Source organism: Paenibacillus sp. FSL F4-0100 (genome assembly GCF_037993005.1).
In the GTDB taxonomy this organism is placed as follows: Bacteria; Bacillota; Bacilli; order Paenibacillales; family Paenibacillaceae; genus Paenibacillus_AQ.
Map to the genome: position 1 here is coordinate 2,240,718 of NZ_CP150303.1, position 16,668 is coordinate 2,257,385.

12 protein-coding genes are annotated in these 16,668 nt (G+C 51.1%); all 12 read left to right on the top strand.

The annotated features are described in order from the left end of the window. The first annotated feature begins 7 nt into the window (after positions 1-7). The 12 genes from MHH48_RS09800 to ftsA all read left to right on the top strand — a co-directional run bounded on the left by MHH48_RS09800 (position 8) and on the right by ftsA (position 16,622). A complete protein-coding gene (locus MHH48_RS09800; protein ID WP_076320631.1) occupies positions 8-2,278 on the top strand; it encodes a penicillin-binding transpeptidase domain-containing protein in 2,271 nt (756 codons plus the stop codon). Positions 2,279-2,365: 87 nt separating this feature from the next. Beyond that, positions 2,366-4,309 (top strand): stage V sporulation protein D, encoded by a 1,944-nt coding sequence (locus MHH48_RS09805; protein WP_076320632.1) that lies wholly within the window; start codon positions 2,366-2,368, stop codon positions 4,307-4,309. Positions 4,310-4,369: 60 nt separating this feature from the next. After that, on the top strand, positions 4,370-5,854 hold the full coding sequence (locus MHH48_RS09810) for a UDP-N-acetylmuramoyl-L-alanyl-D-glutamate--2,6-diaminopimelate ligase (RefSeq protein ID WP_076320633.1): 1,485 nt from the start codon (positions 4,370-4,372) through the stop codon (positions 5,852-5,854). Next, positions 5,854-7,275, top strand: a complete 1,422-nt coding sequence (murF, locus tag MHH48_RS09815) for a UDP-N-acetylmuramoyl-tripeptide--D-alanyl-D-alanine ligase (RefSeq protein WP_076320634.1) — start codon at positions 5,854-5,856, stop codon at positions 7,273-7,275. Before MHH48_RS09810 ends, murF begins: the two co-directional genes overlap by 1 nt. Before the next feature lie 4 nt (positions 7,276-7,279). Next, the gene (gene mraY / locus MHH48_RS09820) at positions 7,280-8,245 is read left to right on the top strand and encodes a phospho-N-acetylmuramoyl-pentapeptide-transferase (protein WP_076320635.1); all 966 of its coding nucleotides are present in this window, start codon (positions 7,280-7,282) and stop codon (positions 8,243-8,245) included. A 3-nt stretch (positions 8,246-8,248) separates the two neighbouring features. Beyond that, positions 8,249-9,682: a UDP-N-acetylmuramoyl-L-alanine--D-glutamate ligase gene (gene murD / locus MHH48_RS09825; RefSeq protein ID WP_076320636.1), complete on the top strand. Its 1,434-nt coding sequence runs from the start codon at positions 8,249-8,251 to the stop codon at positions 9,680-9,682. 49 nt (positions 9,683-9,731) lie between these two features. Further along, positions 9,732-10,829: a stage V sporulation protein E gene (gene spoVE, locus MHH48_RS09830; RefSeq protein WP_076320637.1), complete on the top strand. Its 1,098-nt coding sequence runs from the start codon at positions 9,732-9,734 to the stop codon at positions 10,827-10,829. Between the two features lie 5 nt (positions 10,830-10,834). Next, positions 10,835-11,944 carry an undecaprenyldiphospho-muramoylpentapeptide beta-N-acetylglucosaminyltransferase gene (gene murG, locus MHH48_RS09835; RefSeq protein ID WP_076320638.1) on the top strand — a complete coding sequence of 370 codons (1,110 nt, stop codon included), beginning with the start codon at positions 10,835-10,837 and terminating at the stop codon, positions 11,942-11,944. 157 nt (positions 11,945-12,101) lie between these two features. Further along, a complete protein-coding gene (gene murB / locus MHH48_RS09840) occupies positions 12,102-13,007 on the top strand; it encodes a UDP-N-acetylmuramate dehydrogenase (RefSeq protein ID WP_076320639.1) in 906 nt (301 codons plus the stop codon). Positions 13,008-13,023: 16 nt separating this feature from the next. Continuing rightward, positions 13,024-14,307 carry a UDP-N-acetylglucosamine 1-carboxyvinyltransferase gene (gene murA / locus MHH48_RS09845; RefSeq protein ID WP_076320640.1) on the top strand — a complete coding sequence of 428 codons (1,284 nt, stop codon included), beginning with the start codon at positions 13,024-13,026 and terminating at the stop codon, positions 14,305-14,307. Positions 14,308-14,367: 60 nt separating this feature from the next. Then, entirely contained in the window at positions 14,368-15,123 is a 756-nt protein-coding gene (locus tag MHH48_RS09850) for an FtsQ-type POTRA domain-containing protein (RefSeq protein WP_076321293.1), read from the top strand. A gap of 215 nt (positions 15,124-15,338) precedes the next feature. Beyond that, positions 15,339-16,622 (top strand): cell division protein FtsA, encoded by a 1,284-nt coding sequence (ftsA, locus tag MHH48_RS09855; protein ID WP_076320641.1) that lies wholly within the window; start codon positions 15,339-15,341, stop codon positions 16,620-16,622. Positions 16,623-16,668 lie beyond the last annotated feature (46 nt).

The following is a 16,668-nucleotide window of genomic DNA, read 5'->3' on the forward strand; positions in this document are numbered from 1 at the left end:
TTGACCGATGATAAAAAAAATCAAACTGCGTACCGTGCTAATAGGGGGATGTATAACCCTCTTTTTTGCTTTATTGATTGGTCGGGTCTTTTGGCTGCAGGTAATCGATAACGACTTCTGGAAGGAACAAGCTTTATCGAAATGGTCGCGTAAACAGGATCTTCCGGCCACGCGAGGGACGATTATGGATCGGGACGGCGATATTCTTGCCATGGATGCGCCTGCTTTTACGGTCATTGTGAACCCTGCGGTCATTCAGGCTAACGGCATGGAGAATGAGGTCGTTAAAGGGCTGCATGAGATTCTCGACAAGGATGAGGGCGAACTTCGTGAGCTGGTTAAAGCTAAAGACGATAAAGGGGAATACCTCAAAGGCCGTGAAGTCCGCAGTGAAGGATGGAAGATTGACCAGGAGAAGATGGAAGAGGTTAAAGAGTTTAGTGAAAGCTTGAATCAAAAATTAAAGGCTGCCGGTAAGGTTCCCGATTCGGGTATCGGCTTTCAGCGAGAGTCAAAACGATTCTATCCCAAAGAGACATTGGCTGCACATATCTTGGGTTATACCGATCGTCAGGGTAAAGGTGTCGGAGGCATTGAGCAATATTATGACGACGAGCTGAAGGGAACTGACGGATTCGCTTCTTATAAGAGTGACAAGAAGGGGGTCAAGCTGCCGAGCGAGAACGATTTATATCAGCCTGCAATAAATGGGAAAAATTTAGTGCTGACGACCGACGATACAATCCAGTATTATATCGAGGAAGCGATGCGCGACACATATAACCAATATAAACCAATCAGTATGACGGTAATCGCAGCGGATCCGAACACGATGGAAATACTGGGGATGGCCAACATGCCGACTTTTGATCCCAATACATATTCGGAATGGAATCAAAAGAATTTTAACAATCATGCCGTGCGGTCCACTTATGAGCCGGGATCGACCTTCAAAATTGTAACGCTGGCCAGTGCAGTTCAGGAGAAGCTGTTTAACCCGGGTGCTATTTATCAATCCGGATCCATAAGAGCGGGTGGGAGAACTCACCGGGACATTAACAGCGTAGGCTGGGGCCCTATCACCTATTTGGAAGGCGTCAAGAAGTCGAGTAACGTTGCTTTTGTCAAATTGGGATTCGAAATGCTTGGCAAGGAACGATTTACCAACTATATTAAGGAATTTGGGTTTACTCAGAGAACGGGGATCGACCTCCCAGTCGAAGTTTTGGGTACCTTGAATATGACTTATGATTCCGATATTTCAACCATGACTTACGGTTACGCTGTATCCGTAACGCCTATCCAACAGATTGCTGCTATTTCGGCAGTGGCCAACGGAGGCAAGCTCATGAAGCCTCATATGGTGAAGCAGATCGAGGACCCTAACACGGGTAAGGTTAAGAAAATCGAGCCGGAAGTTGTGCGTCAGGTTATATCTCCTGAGGCCGCAAGAGAAACAGGGACTTACCTTGAGCAGGTCGTAGCCGACCAATCCATTGGTACAGGTAAGCTTGCGTATATTGATGGCTACCGGGTTGCGGGTAAAACCGGTACCGCTATAAAATCCGGCGGCGGATATAAAGACCGTTCGAAACAAGTGGTTTCGTTCATCGGGTACGCTCCCGTCGAGAATCCGAAGATTGCCGTGCTGGTCATTATCGACGAACCAAACGTGGAACAGGGCGGCGGTAAGCTGGCAGCACCTATATTCAAAGAAATTGTCTCCAAGACCTTGAATTATTGGGGCGTTCCCAAATCGAATGAGGCTCAGGATAAAGAAAAATCGAATGCAGGCACGACGCTGAAGGATTCCCTAAAAGCACCAGACTTTACGGGGATGAAGCTGAGCGACGTAAAAGCCAAGCTGCTGAAAGATGGAGTAGCGTTTGAGACCTTGGGCAACGGAAGCACGGTGAAAGAGCAATATCCGCCTGCAAATGCGATCATTAGTGCTGGTCAACGGATCTATCTTCTTACAGAGGATAGCCCAACGATGAAGATCCCGAATTTAGAGGGTGAATCGCTTAGGGACGCCATGGAAGTACTCACGTTGATGAAAGTAAAGGTTAATGTTCAGGGTGAGGGCTACGTTGTTTCGCAATTGGAAGCCAAGGAGAATGGCCAGCGAATCGTGCAGTTAACCCTGAAATCGGCGCAAGAGTTAATAACGGGAAGCAGCAGCTCTGATGAAACATCATCCGATGGCAACGAAGATCCTAACGGGGAAGAATCCACCGATGAAGAAACTGAAACAACAGGCAGCGCAGGAGGGGAATAGCTTGTTCTAACCCGGGTTTGTCCCGAATACTCATGTGAAGAACGCATAATCATGAGCTTTCGGGTTCAAACAGGGAGGGAAGCTTAGGTGAAAGTATCCAAGGTATCGCAGCGGAGAAGACTGCTCTGGAGCCTGCTGCTGCTGCTCCTGCTGTTCTCGGCACTGATCATCAGATTGGCTTACGTGCAGATTGGAAAAGGCGCGGAGCTGTCGGCGAAGGCGGAGGATCTCTGGCGCCGCGACATTCCGTTTGCGGCACAGCGTGGTGAAATTTTGGATCGTAACGGAACCGCATTGGTTACGAATATAACGACACCGACCATTTGGGCGATTCCTGTACAAATCAAAGATCCGGACCATACGGCCGAGACCTTGGCTGGGCTTATCAACATGGACAAAGCCGATATCAAGAAAATCATTACGAAACGTTCGAGGTTGGAACGGATAAATCCCGGTGGACGAAAAATTACGATGGAGCTGGCTCAGGAAATTCGTGATTTGAAGCTGCCGGGTATCGTTGTTGCTGAGGATAACAAACGGTATTATCCCTATGGCGATCTCGCAGCCCATATTTTGGGGTTCACGGGGGCCTACAGTCAGGGTCTTACCGGCTTGGAAGCCATGCATGACGACAAGCTGAAGGGCTTTGAAGGCGGAATATCCTATCTGTCCGATGCAGGCGGAAGAATCATGCCGGGCTCCTCGGAGAAGTATGTCGAGCCTCGTGATGGTCTGAATCTGGAGCTAACGATCGATAAATCGATCCAGTCCATTATGGAGCGGGAGCTTGACCAAGCCATGGTGAAGTATCAGGCGAATGGGGCTTGGTCGATTGCTATGAATCCCAAGACGGGCGAGATTTTGGCGATGGCCAGCAGGCCGGGTTATTCTCCTGCCAATTATCAGCAGTTTTCAGCCGAGACGTACAATCGCAACCTGCCGATCTGGATGACCTATGAACCGGGCTCGACGTTTAAGATTATTACGCTTGCCGCTGCCCTTGAAGAGGACAAGGTCAATCTGAAGAACGATCACTTCTTTGACAGTGGGGCGGTAGAGGTCGGAGGAGCAAGACTGCGCTGCTGGAAAAAAGGCGGACATGGCAGCCAGACCTTCATGGAGGTTGTCCAGAACTCCTGCAACCCGGGCTTTGTGGCGTTAGGTCAGAAGCTGGGCAAGGAAAGCCTGTTCCAGTATATCCGCGATTTTGGCTTTGGGGCCAAGACGGGCATCGATTTGAATGGGGAAGAGAATGGCATCCTGTTCAAACTCGCTAACGTCGGTCCGGTTGAGTTAGCCACAACGGCATTTGGGCAGGGAGTATCCGTTACGCCGATCCAGCAGGTTGCGGCAGTGTCCGCGGCCATTAACGGCGGCAAATTGTTTAAGCCGCATGTGGCCAAGGCGTGGGTCAATCCGGAGACGGGAGAGACGGTTGAGGAAATCAAGCCGGAGCTCGTCAGACAAGTGATCTCGGAAGAAACATCCAAGCAAGTGCGCGAGGCGCTCGAGAGTGTTGTCGCCAAAGGGACCGGACGTCCGGCCTTCATTGACGGTTATCGCGTCGGAGGGAAGACGGGGACGGCCCAGAAGGTTATTAACGGCCGGTACTCATCGACCGAGCATATTGTATCGTTTATCGGATTCGCACCTGCCGATGATCCTGAGATTGTGGTGTACACTGCGGTAGATAATCCGAAGGGCATTCAGTTCGGTGGTGTCGTAGCTGCTCCAATTGTACAGAACATCCTGGAGGATGCGCTGCACTATATGAAGGTTCCTCCCCGTAAAGATCAGCTTGCCCGCGAATATAAATATGGCGAGACGCCAACCGTGACTGTGCCGAATCTGGTCGGAGCGACCATTCAGGATCTGTATGAGGATCTGAATATGAATTTCATGCTGGCCAAGTCCGGGACCGGCAACACGGTGATTTCCCAGGCCCCGAAGCCGGGAAGCCGGGTGGAGCGGGGGGCTACCATTCGGATTTATATGGGTGAAGACCCGGAGGAATCCAAGCACGAACATTAAGGCATCATCTGGTTCACGAGCGAGGACTGATGATGCAGATATATAGAGAGAGGGATAACAATGAAATTGAAGCAATTATCATCCGTATTGGCTGCTGCTGTTATCAAAGGATCCGGAGATGTTGAAATAACGGGGATTGAAACAGACTCGAGACAAGTGAAAGCGGGGGATTTGTTCATTTGTCTGCCGGGTCATACGGTAGATGGGCACCAGTTTGCAGCCCAGGCCGCCGACCAAGGCGCTGCGGCATTGGTCGTTGAGCGTAAGCTTGAGGTAGACCTTCCGCAAGTCATCGTGAAGGACAGCCGCTTTGCGATGGCGGGTTTGGCGAATGCCTTTTTTAATCAGCCAAGCTCCCGCATGAAGATGATCGGGGTAACCGGAACGAACGGCAAGACCACGACAACGTATTTGATTGAGTCGATCATGAACGATTACGGTCTGAAGACCGGACTCATCGGCACGATTCAAATGAAATACGACGGCCGTTCGTTCCCGATGCCGAGAACAACGCCCGAGGCGTTGGAGCTTCAGCGTTACTTGAACGATATGGCGAACGCAGGCACCGAGTGCTGCGTGATGGAGGTATCCTCGCATGCGCTCGAACAGGGGCGGGTGAAGGGAACGGATTTCCGGACGGCCATATTCACAAACCTGACGCAGGATCATCTGGACTATCATCATACGATGGAAGAATACCGCGGGGCAAAAGGACTATTTTTCTCCCGGCTGGGCAACGCTTTTGCCAAGGATGAATCATCGCGCAAATATGCTGTCTTGAATGCGGATGATGAGGCTTCAGCTTATTTTGCCAAGCAGACGGCAGCGGAAGTGATTACCTATGGTTTGGGAGACGATGCGGATATACGAGCAAGCAACATCTCGATCACCGCTCAAGGGACCTCGTTCCATGTGGATACATTCCGCGGCAGTGCCGATATTTCAATTCGAATGGTAGGGAAATTCAACGTGTATAACGCCATGGCCGCGATTGCTGCCGCGCTTCTTGAGGGAATCCCGCTCGAGGATATCAAGAACAGCCTGGAATCCGTACCCGGAGTCGACGGCCGCGTTGAGGTCGTGGATGAGGGTCAGCCGTACGCCGTGATTGTGGATTATGCACATACGCCGGATGGACTCGAAAATGTGCTGCGTACCGTTAATGAATTTGCTGAAGGACGGGTGCTCACGGTATTCGGCTGCGGCGGCGACCGGGATCGGACCAAACGGCCGATCATGGGTAAAATTGCCGCGAAATATAGCGATGTTGTATTGGTGACTTCCGATAATCCCCGTACCGAAGACCCGGATTTGATCCTGAAGGATATCGAAGCCGGCTTGATTGAGGACGGAGTGCCAACAGAAAGCTACAAGCTCATCGTTGATCGCCGGAAGGCGATTGAAAAGGCTATTGAAATGGCAAGCCCGGGCGATGTAGTATTGATTGCGGGGAAAGGTCATGAGACCTACCAGCTGATTGCGGGCGAAGTGCTAGATTTTGACGACCGCATCGTAGCCAAAGACGCGATAAGGGGCAGACAATAGTGATCCATAAATCATTAAAGAGCATCGCCGACATGTGCGGCGGGACGCTCTCACGTAACCAAGATGACAGCATTATCATTCAAGGGGTCGGTACCGACTCCCGAACCATACAGCCGGGGAATCTGTTTGTTCCGATTGTCGGCGAGAAATTTGACGGGCATACGTTTGCCGAGAGCGTGCTTGCCAGCGGAGCGGGCGCAGTGCTCTGGCAGAGAGATCATCAACCGATTCCCGACGACCTGCCGCTCATTCTCGTTAAGGATACGTTAACGGCACTCCAGTCGCTTGCTGCGGCCTATTTGTCCGAGAGCCGTGCAAAGGTGATCGGCATTACCGGCAGCAACGGGAAAACGACAGTGAAGGACATGGTGTCCGCACTGCTTGAAACCACGTTTAAGGTTCACAAGACGCAAGGCAATTACAACAATCATATCGGTCTTCCGTTAACCGTACTCGCGATGAAGGAAGATACCGATGTGATCGTGCTTGAGATGGGCATGAGCGGACGTCGCGAGATTGAACTGCTTTCGACCATTGCGCGTCCGGATATGACGGTGATTACTAACGTAGGGGAAGCGCATATGCTTCAGCTAGGTTCGCGCGAAGAAATCGCCCGCGCCAAGCTTGAAATCATCAGCGGCATGAAGCCAGGCGGATTGCTGATCTATCACGGGGACGAACCGTTGATCCGTCAGGTGCTTGCTGAAGAAGTTACGGTGAAGCCTGAGGGACTGCGAACGTTTACGTTCGGCAATCAAGAAACCAATGATGATTATCCGACGGGACTCATGTTCCATGCAAGAGGCATCATATTCACTTCGAACCGGCATGCGGGCGAAGGCTTCAGCTTACCGCTTCTCGGTCGTCATAATGTAGTCAACGCGCTGGCGGCGATGGCTGTAGCGGCCCATTTGGGAATCGGCGATGAAGCCATTCGCAGCGGCTTTGCCAATCTGAAGCTGTCGAGTATGCGGATCGAAGCTGTGGAGACTGCGTTCGGGGTCACCGTGCTGAATGATGCTTACAATTCCAGTCCTACCGCGGTTAAGGCGGCAGTGGACGTGCTTGGAGATATGAAAGGCTACCACCGACGGATTGCCGTTCTCGGGGACATGCTGGAACTTGGTCAGCGGGAAGAGGAATTCCATGCCGAGATTGGAGATTATTTATCTCCGGACAATGCGGATCTTGTGTTCACCTTCGGCCCATTGTCGCTTCACACGGCGAAGAAAGCGAAAGATCGCTTCCCTGAAGGGGCTGTGCTTCCGTTTACGGATAAAGAGCAGCTGATCGAGGCTTTGCTGGAGCGGGTAACGGAGAAGGATATCGTATTGGTGAAAGCTTCGCGCGGCATGAGACTGGAACACGTGGTTGACGCCTTGAAGGCCCTGCCTGGCGGCAACAATGGAGTGAGGGGGTGAGCTGATGGACTTTCAATTGCTGTTATTGACAATCGGTGTAGCGTTTGTGCTTGCGGTGATATCGGCTCCGCTGCTCATTCCGCTGCTGCGGAGGATGAAGTTCGGCCAGCAGGTAAGGAGCGACGGTCCGCAGAGTCACTTGAAAAAAGCCGGGACGCCCACGATGGGCGGCGTTGTAATTTTGCTTGCTTTTACACTGACTTATATTAAATTTTCACCTGTCGATACTGATTTCTATGTAATGATCGTAGCCACGCTCGGCTTTGGTTTGATCGGCTTTCTTGACGACTATATTAAGATCGTATTTCGCAGATCATTAGGACTCACGGCTAGACAGAAGCTGTTTGGACAGCTTCTGTTTTCCGGTATTATGTGCTGGTTATTGATCTCCAACGGCCATAGCACGGCAATAAGCGTTCCAGGAATGGATTGGTCCTTTGATTGGGGGCCGTGGTTCTATTATCCGTTCATTGTGGTCATGATGCTTGCGATCAGCAACGCGGTCAATTTCACCGATGGATTGGATGGTCTTCTGTCCGGTGTGAGTGCAATTGCCTTTGGTGCTTATGCCATTGTGGCGATCCAGTCTACCTCGTTTGCGGCGGCATTCTGTGCAGCAGCGATGATCGGTGCGGTTCTCGGTTTTCTGGTATTTAACGCTCACCCTGCCAAGGTGTTCATGGGAGACACAGGCTCTTTAGGAATCGGCGGTGCCATTGGCGCCATTGCTATCGTAACCAAGAGCGAGCTGCTGTTCCTGATCATTGGCGGAGTCTTCGTCATCGAGATGCTATCTGTTGTGCTTCAGGTGATCTCTTTCAAAACCCGGGGCAAACGAATATTCAAAATGAGCCCGATCCATCACCATTACGAATTATCCGGTTGGTCGGAGTGGCGCGTCGTCTTTACATTTTGGGCCGTGGGACTGATACTTGCGGGACTCGGACTTTATATCAACAAGGGGTTGTAACATATGAAGCAGCTAGATGACTATCGGGATAAGAATATCGTAGTATTGGGCCTTGCCAAAAGTGGAGTACAGGTAGCTAAAGTGCTGCATCAAGCTGGGGCTTTCGTCATTGTAAATGATAGAAAGGAAAGAGAACAGTGTCCTGAAGCTTCGGAGCTCGAGGCTTTGGGTATTTCTGTTATTTGCGGTGGACATCCCGATGATCTTATTCATCCCGGTGTGACGCTTCTTGTCAAAAATCCCGGAATTCCGTATTCCGTCCCGCCTGTTCAAAAAGCGCTTGAGCTTGAGATTCCTGTCGTAACCGAAGTTGAAATCGCCTATCACCTGTGTGAAGCTCCGATCATCGGCATTACGGGCTCGAATGGCAAAACAACGACGACAACCTGGGTGGGCAAGCTGCTGGAAAGCGCAGGTCTTTCCCCGATTGTAGCCGGTAATATCGGCACGCCTCTATCTGAGGCTGCAGCAGAAGCAACTGAAAACGACTGGATGGTCGTTGAGCTGAGCAGCTTTCAGTTAAAAGGAACACAGGCGTTCAGACCGCGTATTGCCTGCCTTCTCAACGTTGCGGAAACACATCTTGATTACCATGGCGGAATGGATGATTATATTGCATCCAAAGCCAAGCTGTTCGCCAACCAGACTGCGGATGATACCGCTGTGCTCAATTGGGATGATCCCGTGTGCAGAAACCTTGTTCCGTATATCAAGGCGCGCATCGTGCCTTTTTCGATGAGTGAGAGCCTTCGTGAAGGGGTTCACGTCATGCCGCCGTATGCTGCCGGTGCCCAGGACTCGGACGAAGACGATCAAGGGCGTACCGTGATTTATACAGATGGCGAAGGGTTCACGCATGAGATCATCCGTGTGGAGAACATCGGACTGCCCGGAAGATTTAATGTAGCGAATGCATTGGCAGCCTGTGCAATTGCCATAGCGGCCGGCGTTGCCCCCGATAAGCTGGAAGAAGCTTTGTCCAGCTTCCGCAGCGTTGAGCACCGCCTGGAATACGTTGCCGAACTTAAGGGCGTATCCTATTACAATAACTCGAAGGCAACGAACTCCAAGGCGACGCATATGGCGTTGACTTCGTTTAAGGAGCCTATCGTATTAATCGCTGGCGGGCTTGATCGTGGCTCGGATTACGAGGATTTGATTCCTTCTATGCAAGGAAGGGTGAAAGCCATCGTGCTTCTTGGCGAAACCAAGGAGAAAATCGCGAATGCTGCTGCCAAAGCCGGATTAAAGGACATCTTCCTCGTCGATAATGGAAAGGACGCCGCCGCGACGTTAACCTCGGCTGTCCAGAAGGCTGCCGGGCTGGCAGAGAGCGGGGATATTGTTCTACTATCTCCCGCATGTGCAAGCTGGGACATGTTTCCTTCCTTTGAGGTACGAGGACGCATTTTTAAAGAGGCGGTGCATAACCTTTAAGTAGGGGGGTGGATAAGCCCCTACTTAGGATGTACGAGGTGGCCTTTCCATGAACAAGAACCGCCAGGCGCCCGATCTGTGGCTGCTTATCTGTATTTTGGCCCTGCTGGCCATCGGAATCGTCATGGTATATAGCGCAGGATCCGTCCTCGCATTTCATGACTATGGCGATAAGTTTTATTTTGTGAAGCGTCAGCTGTTTTTTGCCTGTCTGGGGCTTGCCGCAATGTATTTCACATCGAAGACCGACTATCGGGTTTGGAAGAAATACAGCAAGCTTGCACTGCTGGTCTGCTTTTTTATGCTGATTATCGTACTTATTCCAGGGGTTGGCGTTGTTCGCGGCGGGGCCAGAAGCTGGCTCGGCATCAGCTCGTTCGGTATTCAGCCCTCCGAGTTTATGAAGCTGGGGATGATTCTGTTTCTATCACGCTGGCTTAGTAAGCAAGATTATGATATTACGTCTTTTACTAGGGGGCTTTTGCCGCCGCTTGGTTTGATCGGACTGGCATTCGGATTGATTATGCTGCAGCCTGATTTGGGTACGGGTGCCGTTATGCTGGGTGCTGCGATGATGATTGTTTTTACCGCAGGGGCACAGATGAAGCATCTGGGCTTTCTCGCATTAGGCGGGGTAGCCGGTTTCATTGGTTTGATTCTAACAGCCCCCTACCGGCTGAAGCGGATAACTGGATTTCTCGATCCGTGGTCCGACCCGCTTGGCGCAGGGTATCAGATCATCCAATCCCTCTATGCCATAGGGCCGGGGGGACTTGGCGGACTCGGACTTGGCATGAGCCGTCAGAAGTACGCTTATGTACCTGAACCGCAGACAGATTTTATTTTTTCGATCTTGGCCGAAGAACTTGGGTTTATTGGCGGTTTGATTGTCCTGCTCTTGTTCGCTGCCTTGGTGTGGCGGGGCATGAGGGTGGCCATGACCGTATCCGATGGCTTTGGAAGTCTGCTGGCTGTTGGTATCGTAGGCATGGTCGCCATTCAGGTCGTTATCAATATCGGTGTCGTTATCGGTTTAATGCCGGTGACAGGGATTACGCTGCCGCTCATCAGTTACGGAGGCAGCTCACTGACGCTGATGCTGACGGCGCTGGGCATTCTATTAAATATTTCCCGTTATGCGAGGTGAAGGGTATGCGTGTCGTATTAACCGGCGGCGGAACGGGGGGGCATATTTACCCCGCCGTTGCCATTGCAAGACAATGTGAAAAAGAAGATCCGAAAACGGAGTTTTTATATATCGGAGGCCAGCGGGGTCTCGAAAGCAAGCTGGTACCCCAAGAGAAGCTGCCGTTTGAGAGCATCGATATCACGGGGTTCCGGCGCAAGCTGTCGCTGGATAACGTGAAGACGATCATGCGTTTTTTCAAAGGCGTGAAGCGATCGAAGGCCCTCCTGAAGGAGTTTAAACCCGATGTCGTGATCGGTACCGGAGGTTATGTGTGTGGTCCGGTGGTTTATGCAGCGGCCAAGCTCGGAATACCGACCATGATTCATGAGCAGAATGCGATCCCGGGCCTCACCAACCAGTTCCTTAGCCGATATGCGGATACGGTTGCCGTCAGCTTTGAGGGATCGGAGTCCTCTTTTCCTAAAGCCAAAAGAACGGTATATACAGGAAATCCACGTGCGACAACGGTATTATCCGCCAATCGTGAACGTGGATTTGCTACGCTCGGCATTCCGGTGGACAGCCAGGTCGTGCTGATCGTCGGCGGAAGCCGGGGAGCCAAGGCGATCAATAACGCGATGATCGGGATGGCACCGTTCATACAGAAACTGTCAGGCGTACATTTTGTGTTTGTGACGGGCGATACGTATTTTGAGAACACACGGGAATCCATCCTGTCGCAGCTCGGTACTATGCCGAATCATCTTCATATCGTGCCTTACGTTCATAATATGCCGGAAGTGCTTGCGGCTACTTCGTTGATTGTAAATCGTGCTGGAGCTTCATTCCTGGCGGAGATTACATCGCTGGGCATTCCATCTGTACTTATACCTTCACCTAACGTCACCAATAACCATCAGGAGGCGAATGCGAGGCAATTGGAGGAAGCGGGCGCATCCAGCATGATTCTTGAAAAGGATTTGACGGCTGAAACGCTGTTTCGAAAGCTTGAGGAGATCATGACCAGTCGCTCTACCAGAGAGGCGATGTCCGCGGCTTCGAAAAAGCTCGGCAAACCGGATTCGGCTACCGTCATGGTTCAAGAAATCCGCCGGTTAACCGGTAAACGCTAAAACGGCTGGGCGATTGTCACACACCTATGGAGCCTGACATAAGATACTCTATAATCGTGACACACCCATGAGGCCGGCATTACTGACAGCGGCCATCTCTTCATCTAGTTGAAGGAATGGCCTTTTGGTTTTGAAAGTCAAGGGGAGGTTTATTTAAATGCAGCAGTGGAAATCGCTACTATCAGAGGCCAATGTCGGAACCGTATTATGGAATGAACCGCTGGCAAAATACACGACGTGGAAAATAGGCGGACCAGCCGATTGCCTGATTATTCCTGAGAACAAGGAACAGCTCAGGGAACTGGTCACTCTTCTCCATGCCCATCACATACCTTGGACACAACTGGGCCGCGGTTCAAACATGTTGGTTGCCGATAAAGGCATTCGGGGAGCGGTCATCAAGCTGGGCCAGGGATTTGAGGAGCTTCATTTTGAGGGAGAGACGGTAACTGCAGGCGGCAGTCTGTCTTTTGTCAAGCTCAGTGTTCTGGCCGGAAAAGAAGGATTATCCGGTCTTGAATTTGCCGGAGGCATTCCTGGATCGGTCGGAGGGGCCGTCTACATGAATGCAGGTGCCCATGGGTCAGATGTGTCACGCATATTCAAGTCCGCTGACATTGTACTGGAAACAGGGGAATTGGTTACGTATGCTGCGAAAGATATGGCGTTTGATTACCGACACTCCATTCTGCATGAACGAAAAGGGATTGTGACTGAAGCGGTATTTGGGCTCCGACAAGGAGACCGCAAAGAAATTTCAGCTGTTATGGCCTCCTACAAGGACCGTCGCCGGCGTACACAGCCGCTCCAATCCGCAACGGCAGGCAGTGTGTTTCGCAACCCGCCCGGCGACCATGCCGCGAGGTTGATCGAGGCTGCCGGTCTTAAGGGCCTACGGATCGGGGGAGCAGAAGTTTCTTTACAGCATGCCAATTTCATTGAGAACACCGGTCAAGCGACAGCAGAGGACGTGCTCGCTTTGATGGAACGCATCAAGGAAACCATCTCGGAAAAGAACGGAATTCATATGGTGCCTGAGGTGTACGTTCTGGGCGAGCGGTAAACTCGGAGGTGATACATTGGACAAATTGGTGATTGAGGGTGGAAGGCCCCTATCAGGAACCATTCGTATCCATGGCGCAAAAAATGCAGCTTTACCTATTCTAGCGGCAAGTCTTCTGGCAGAAGGAACGGTAAGATTAAGCAATGTCCCGCATCTGCTGGATATTGAAGTGATGCTCAGCATTCTCAGCCGTCTTGGCTCCAAATGCAAGCATGAGCTGGAGACGGTTACCGTGGATACCTCGTCTGCCAATTCGTTTCATGTCCCGGAAGATTTAATGAAGCAGATGCGATCCTCCATCTTTTTGATGGGACCTCTGCTGGCCCGTTTTGGTGAAGTGACGATCTATCAGCCCGGAGGCTGCGCGATCGGAGAACGTAAGATCGACCTCCATCTTCAGGGATTGCAGGCGCTTGGTGCGGAAATCGAGGAGAGTAACGATAAGATCCATTGCAGGGCAAGCCGGCTGGTCGGGACTGATATTCATCTGGATTTTGCCAGCGTAGGGGCAACGGAGAATATCATGATGGCAGCAGCAACGGCGTTTGGCACAACGGTGCTCACCAATGCCGCCAGAGAGCCTGAAATTCAGGACCTTCAGCATTTCCTGAACAAGATGGGAGCGAACATTATCGGCGCAGGAACGGATACCATCACGATCCATGGCGTGGAGCGTCTGGAGCCTTGCGAGTACGAGATCATACCGGACCGGATCGTAGCCGGCACCGTCATGATCGCAGCGGCCGTCACCCGCGGTAGTGTAACGCTTACAAAGACCAATCCATCTCATTTAACTTCCCTTATACATGTGCTAAAGCGCGCCGGTGTTCAAACCAGTATATGCAATGATATAATAAACATAAGCTGTATGAGCCGACCTAAAGCGGTGGAACGTATTGTGACTTCACCGTATCCTTCGTTCCCGACTGATTTGCAATCCCAGGTCATGGTCTTGCTGTCCTTGGCGGACGGATTTAGCGTAATGAAAGAGACGGTATTCGAAGGACGGTTCAAGCATGTGGAGGAACTCTCCCGTATGGGGGCGGACATTTCCACGGATCTGAACTATGCATTTATACGCGGTGTTCAGAGAATTTATGGAGCTACGGTGGAGGCAACCGATCTTCGGGCTGGAGCGGCGCTCGTCATCGCCGGTTTGGCCGCGCAGGGAACAACCGTGGTGGAGCAAGTTCACCATATTGATCGCGGTTATGATCGTATTGAAAACATGTTCCAAGGTTTAGGCGCTCGGATCTATCGTCAATCTCCGGTGCCAAAACCGCTTGATTTAGCCAATTGAGGTCCTGTGCTTCCCCTCCGGAAAAGGAGGGGATAACAGGTCTTTATGGAGAGAGTGGATATGTCCAAGACACATATGCCTGTCCTTAAGCAGGACAAGCCCAAACCGAAAACAGCCAAAAAAATCATAGGGATACTTTTGCTGCTATTCGTAGCCCTGTTGACGATTCTATTTTTCCGGTCGTCAGTCAGCCAAGTTACCGAGATTCATTTTACAGGCAATACGTTTAATACAAATGAGCAGCTTATCAAGCAAAGCGGACTCCACATCGGAGACCAGTACTTTGGCGTTGAGCCGAAAGATGTGCAGGAACGCCTGATGAAGCTGGGAACGATTAAGTCGGCTGAAGTGGTCAAGAGCTTTCCGGGCGAAGTCAGCATCGTGGTGACGGAGCATCCTACGGTGGCCTACGAGTTGTCCGAAAGCGGGGAACTTCAAGCCATATTGGCCAGCGGCACCTCAGTTCCTGTTACAGCGAGCGGTATTGCCGTTGAGAAGCCGATTTTGACCAATTGGGCTCCGGACGATCCCAACAAGGCCGAGCTTAGCGAGGTGCTTGCGGAGATTTCGGGCAGCCTGACCTCCGATATCTCGGAAATCATGCCGTCTCCGACGCTGTCTTTTCCGGATCGGATCAAGATGTATACACGTTCCAAGTTCGAAGTCATCACTTCGGTTTCCTTGCTCCGTGACAAAGTAGAGTACCTGAACCAGGTGACCGAAATGGAGCGGCCGGGTAAGATTACGATGCTGGAAGCGGACTCTTATGTGCCGTTTGTAGAAGAAGTTGGAGAAGACGCGGAAGAAGGGCAATAACCCCCTACTCAGGGATTGGAATAAATGGTACAATTGAATGTATTGACAACTTGTTTCGGCTCTTCTTTTTTGAATGACTTTTACGGCCTGTTATAGCAAATGTTGGCAGTAAAAAAAATGTTGAAAAAAGAGGGAAAGACCTGCGAGTGTTGAATAAGTAGAAATGTATTCTTTATTATCAAAATTAATTTGCTAAAAACAGGAGGTGCCAGGGCTTGAGCAACAATGACATCATTGTTAGTTTGGACATCGGTACATCCAAAGTTCGTGCTATTATTGGGGAAGTTAATAATGGAACCTTTAATATTATTGGAGTTGGATCTGCCGACTCGGAGGGAATTCGCAAAGGTGCAATTGTAGATATCGACCAGACCGTACAATCCATTCGCAGCGCTGTTGATCATGCGGAGCGTATGGTCGGTATTCAAATATCCGAAGTATATGTCGGCATTTCTGGAAATCATATCGGACTTCAATCCAGCCATGGAGTTGTGGCAGTATCGAACGAGGATCGCGAAATTGGTGAAGAGGACATCGACCGCGTGCTGAAAGCAGCGGAAGTCGTGGCGCTTCCTCCGGATCGTGAAATTATCGATGTGGTTGCTAAACAGTTTGTAGTTGACGGTTTGGAAGGAATCTCTGATCCGCGAGGAATGATCGGCGTAAGACTGGAAGTTGAAGCGACGATTATTACTGGCGCCAAAACGGCAATACATAACCTGTTACGTTGTGTGGAGAAATCAGGCCTGAAAGTAAAGGATCTGGTGCTGATTCCGCTTGGTGCCGGACAGCTATCCTTGTCCAAGGACGAGAAAACGATGGGTTCGGTGCTGGTTGACGTCGGGGCGGGCTCAACCACGTTGGCTGTGTTCGAGGGAGGCAGTATTGCCGCAACTTCGACGCTCCCGGTTGGTGGAGATTTCGTTACGAATGATATCGCTTATGGCCTGCGAACGCTAACGGATCAAGCAGAGAAGGTTAAGCTGAAGTACGGATGCGCGCTGATCGAGAGTGCCGCACACGAAGTAACGTTTAAAGTAACGAGAATTGGAAGCAATGTGGACAAGGAGTTCACCCAAGAAGATCTGGCAGCTATCATAGAACCTCGCGTTCAGGAAATTTTCCAATTGGTGCGCCAAGAAATTAAGCGCTTGGGTTACAGTGAGCTTCCTGGTGGTTATATACTTACTGGGGGCACTATGTCCATGCCTGGTGTGCTGCAGGTGGCACAAAATGAGCTGGCGACTTCCGTACGGATTGCGGTTCCCGATTTCATCGGTGTTCGTGATCCGGGATACTGCAGCGGAGTCGGCATCCTCCATAATGCAATCCGGAATGTACGTGTACGCAATACAGGAGGAAGCAACAACAGCAGCGGAAATAGCAAGAAACCGGTGAACCGCGCTAAGCAGCAAAATCCTGTCGCAGCAACTCAGGAGACCAGCCAGAAGCCGGGATTTATTGAACGCTTGAAAAAGATGTTCAGCGAGTTTATATAGCGGATTCATTCGACTGTGGACGTGCCATCCACGCACATTGAGGGGG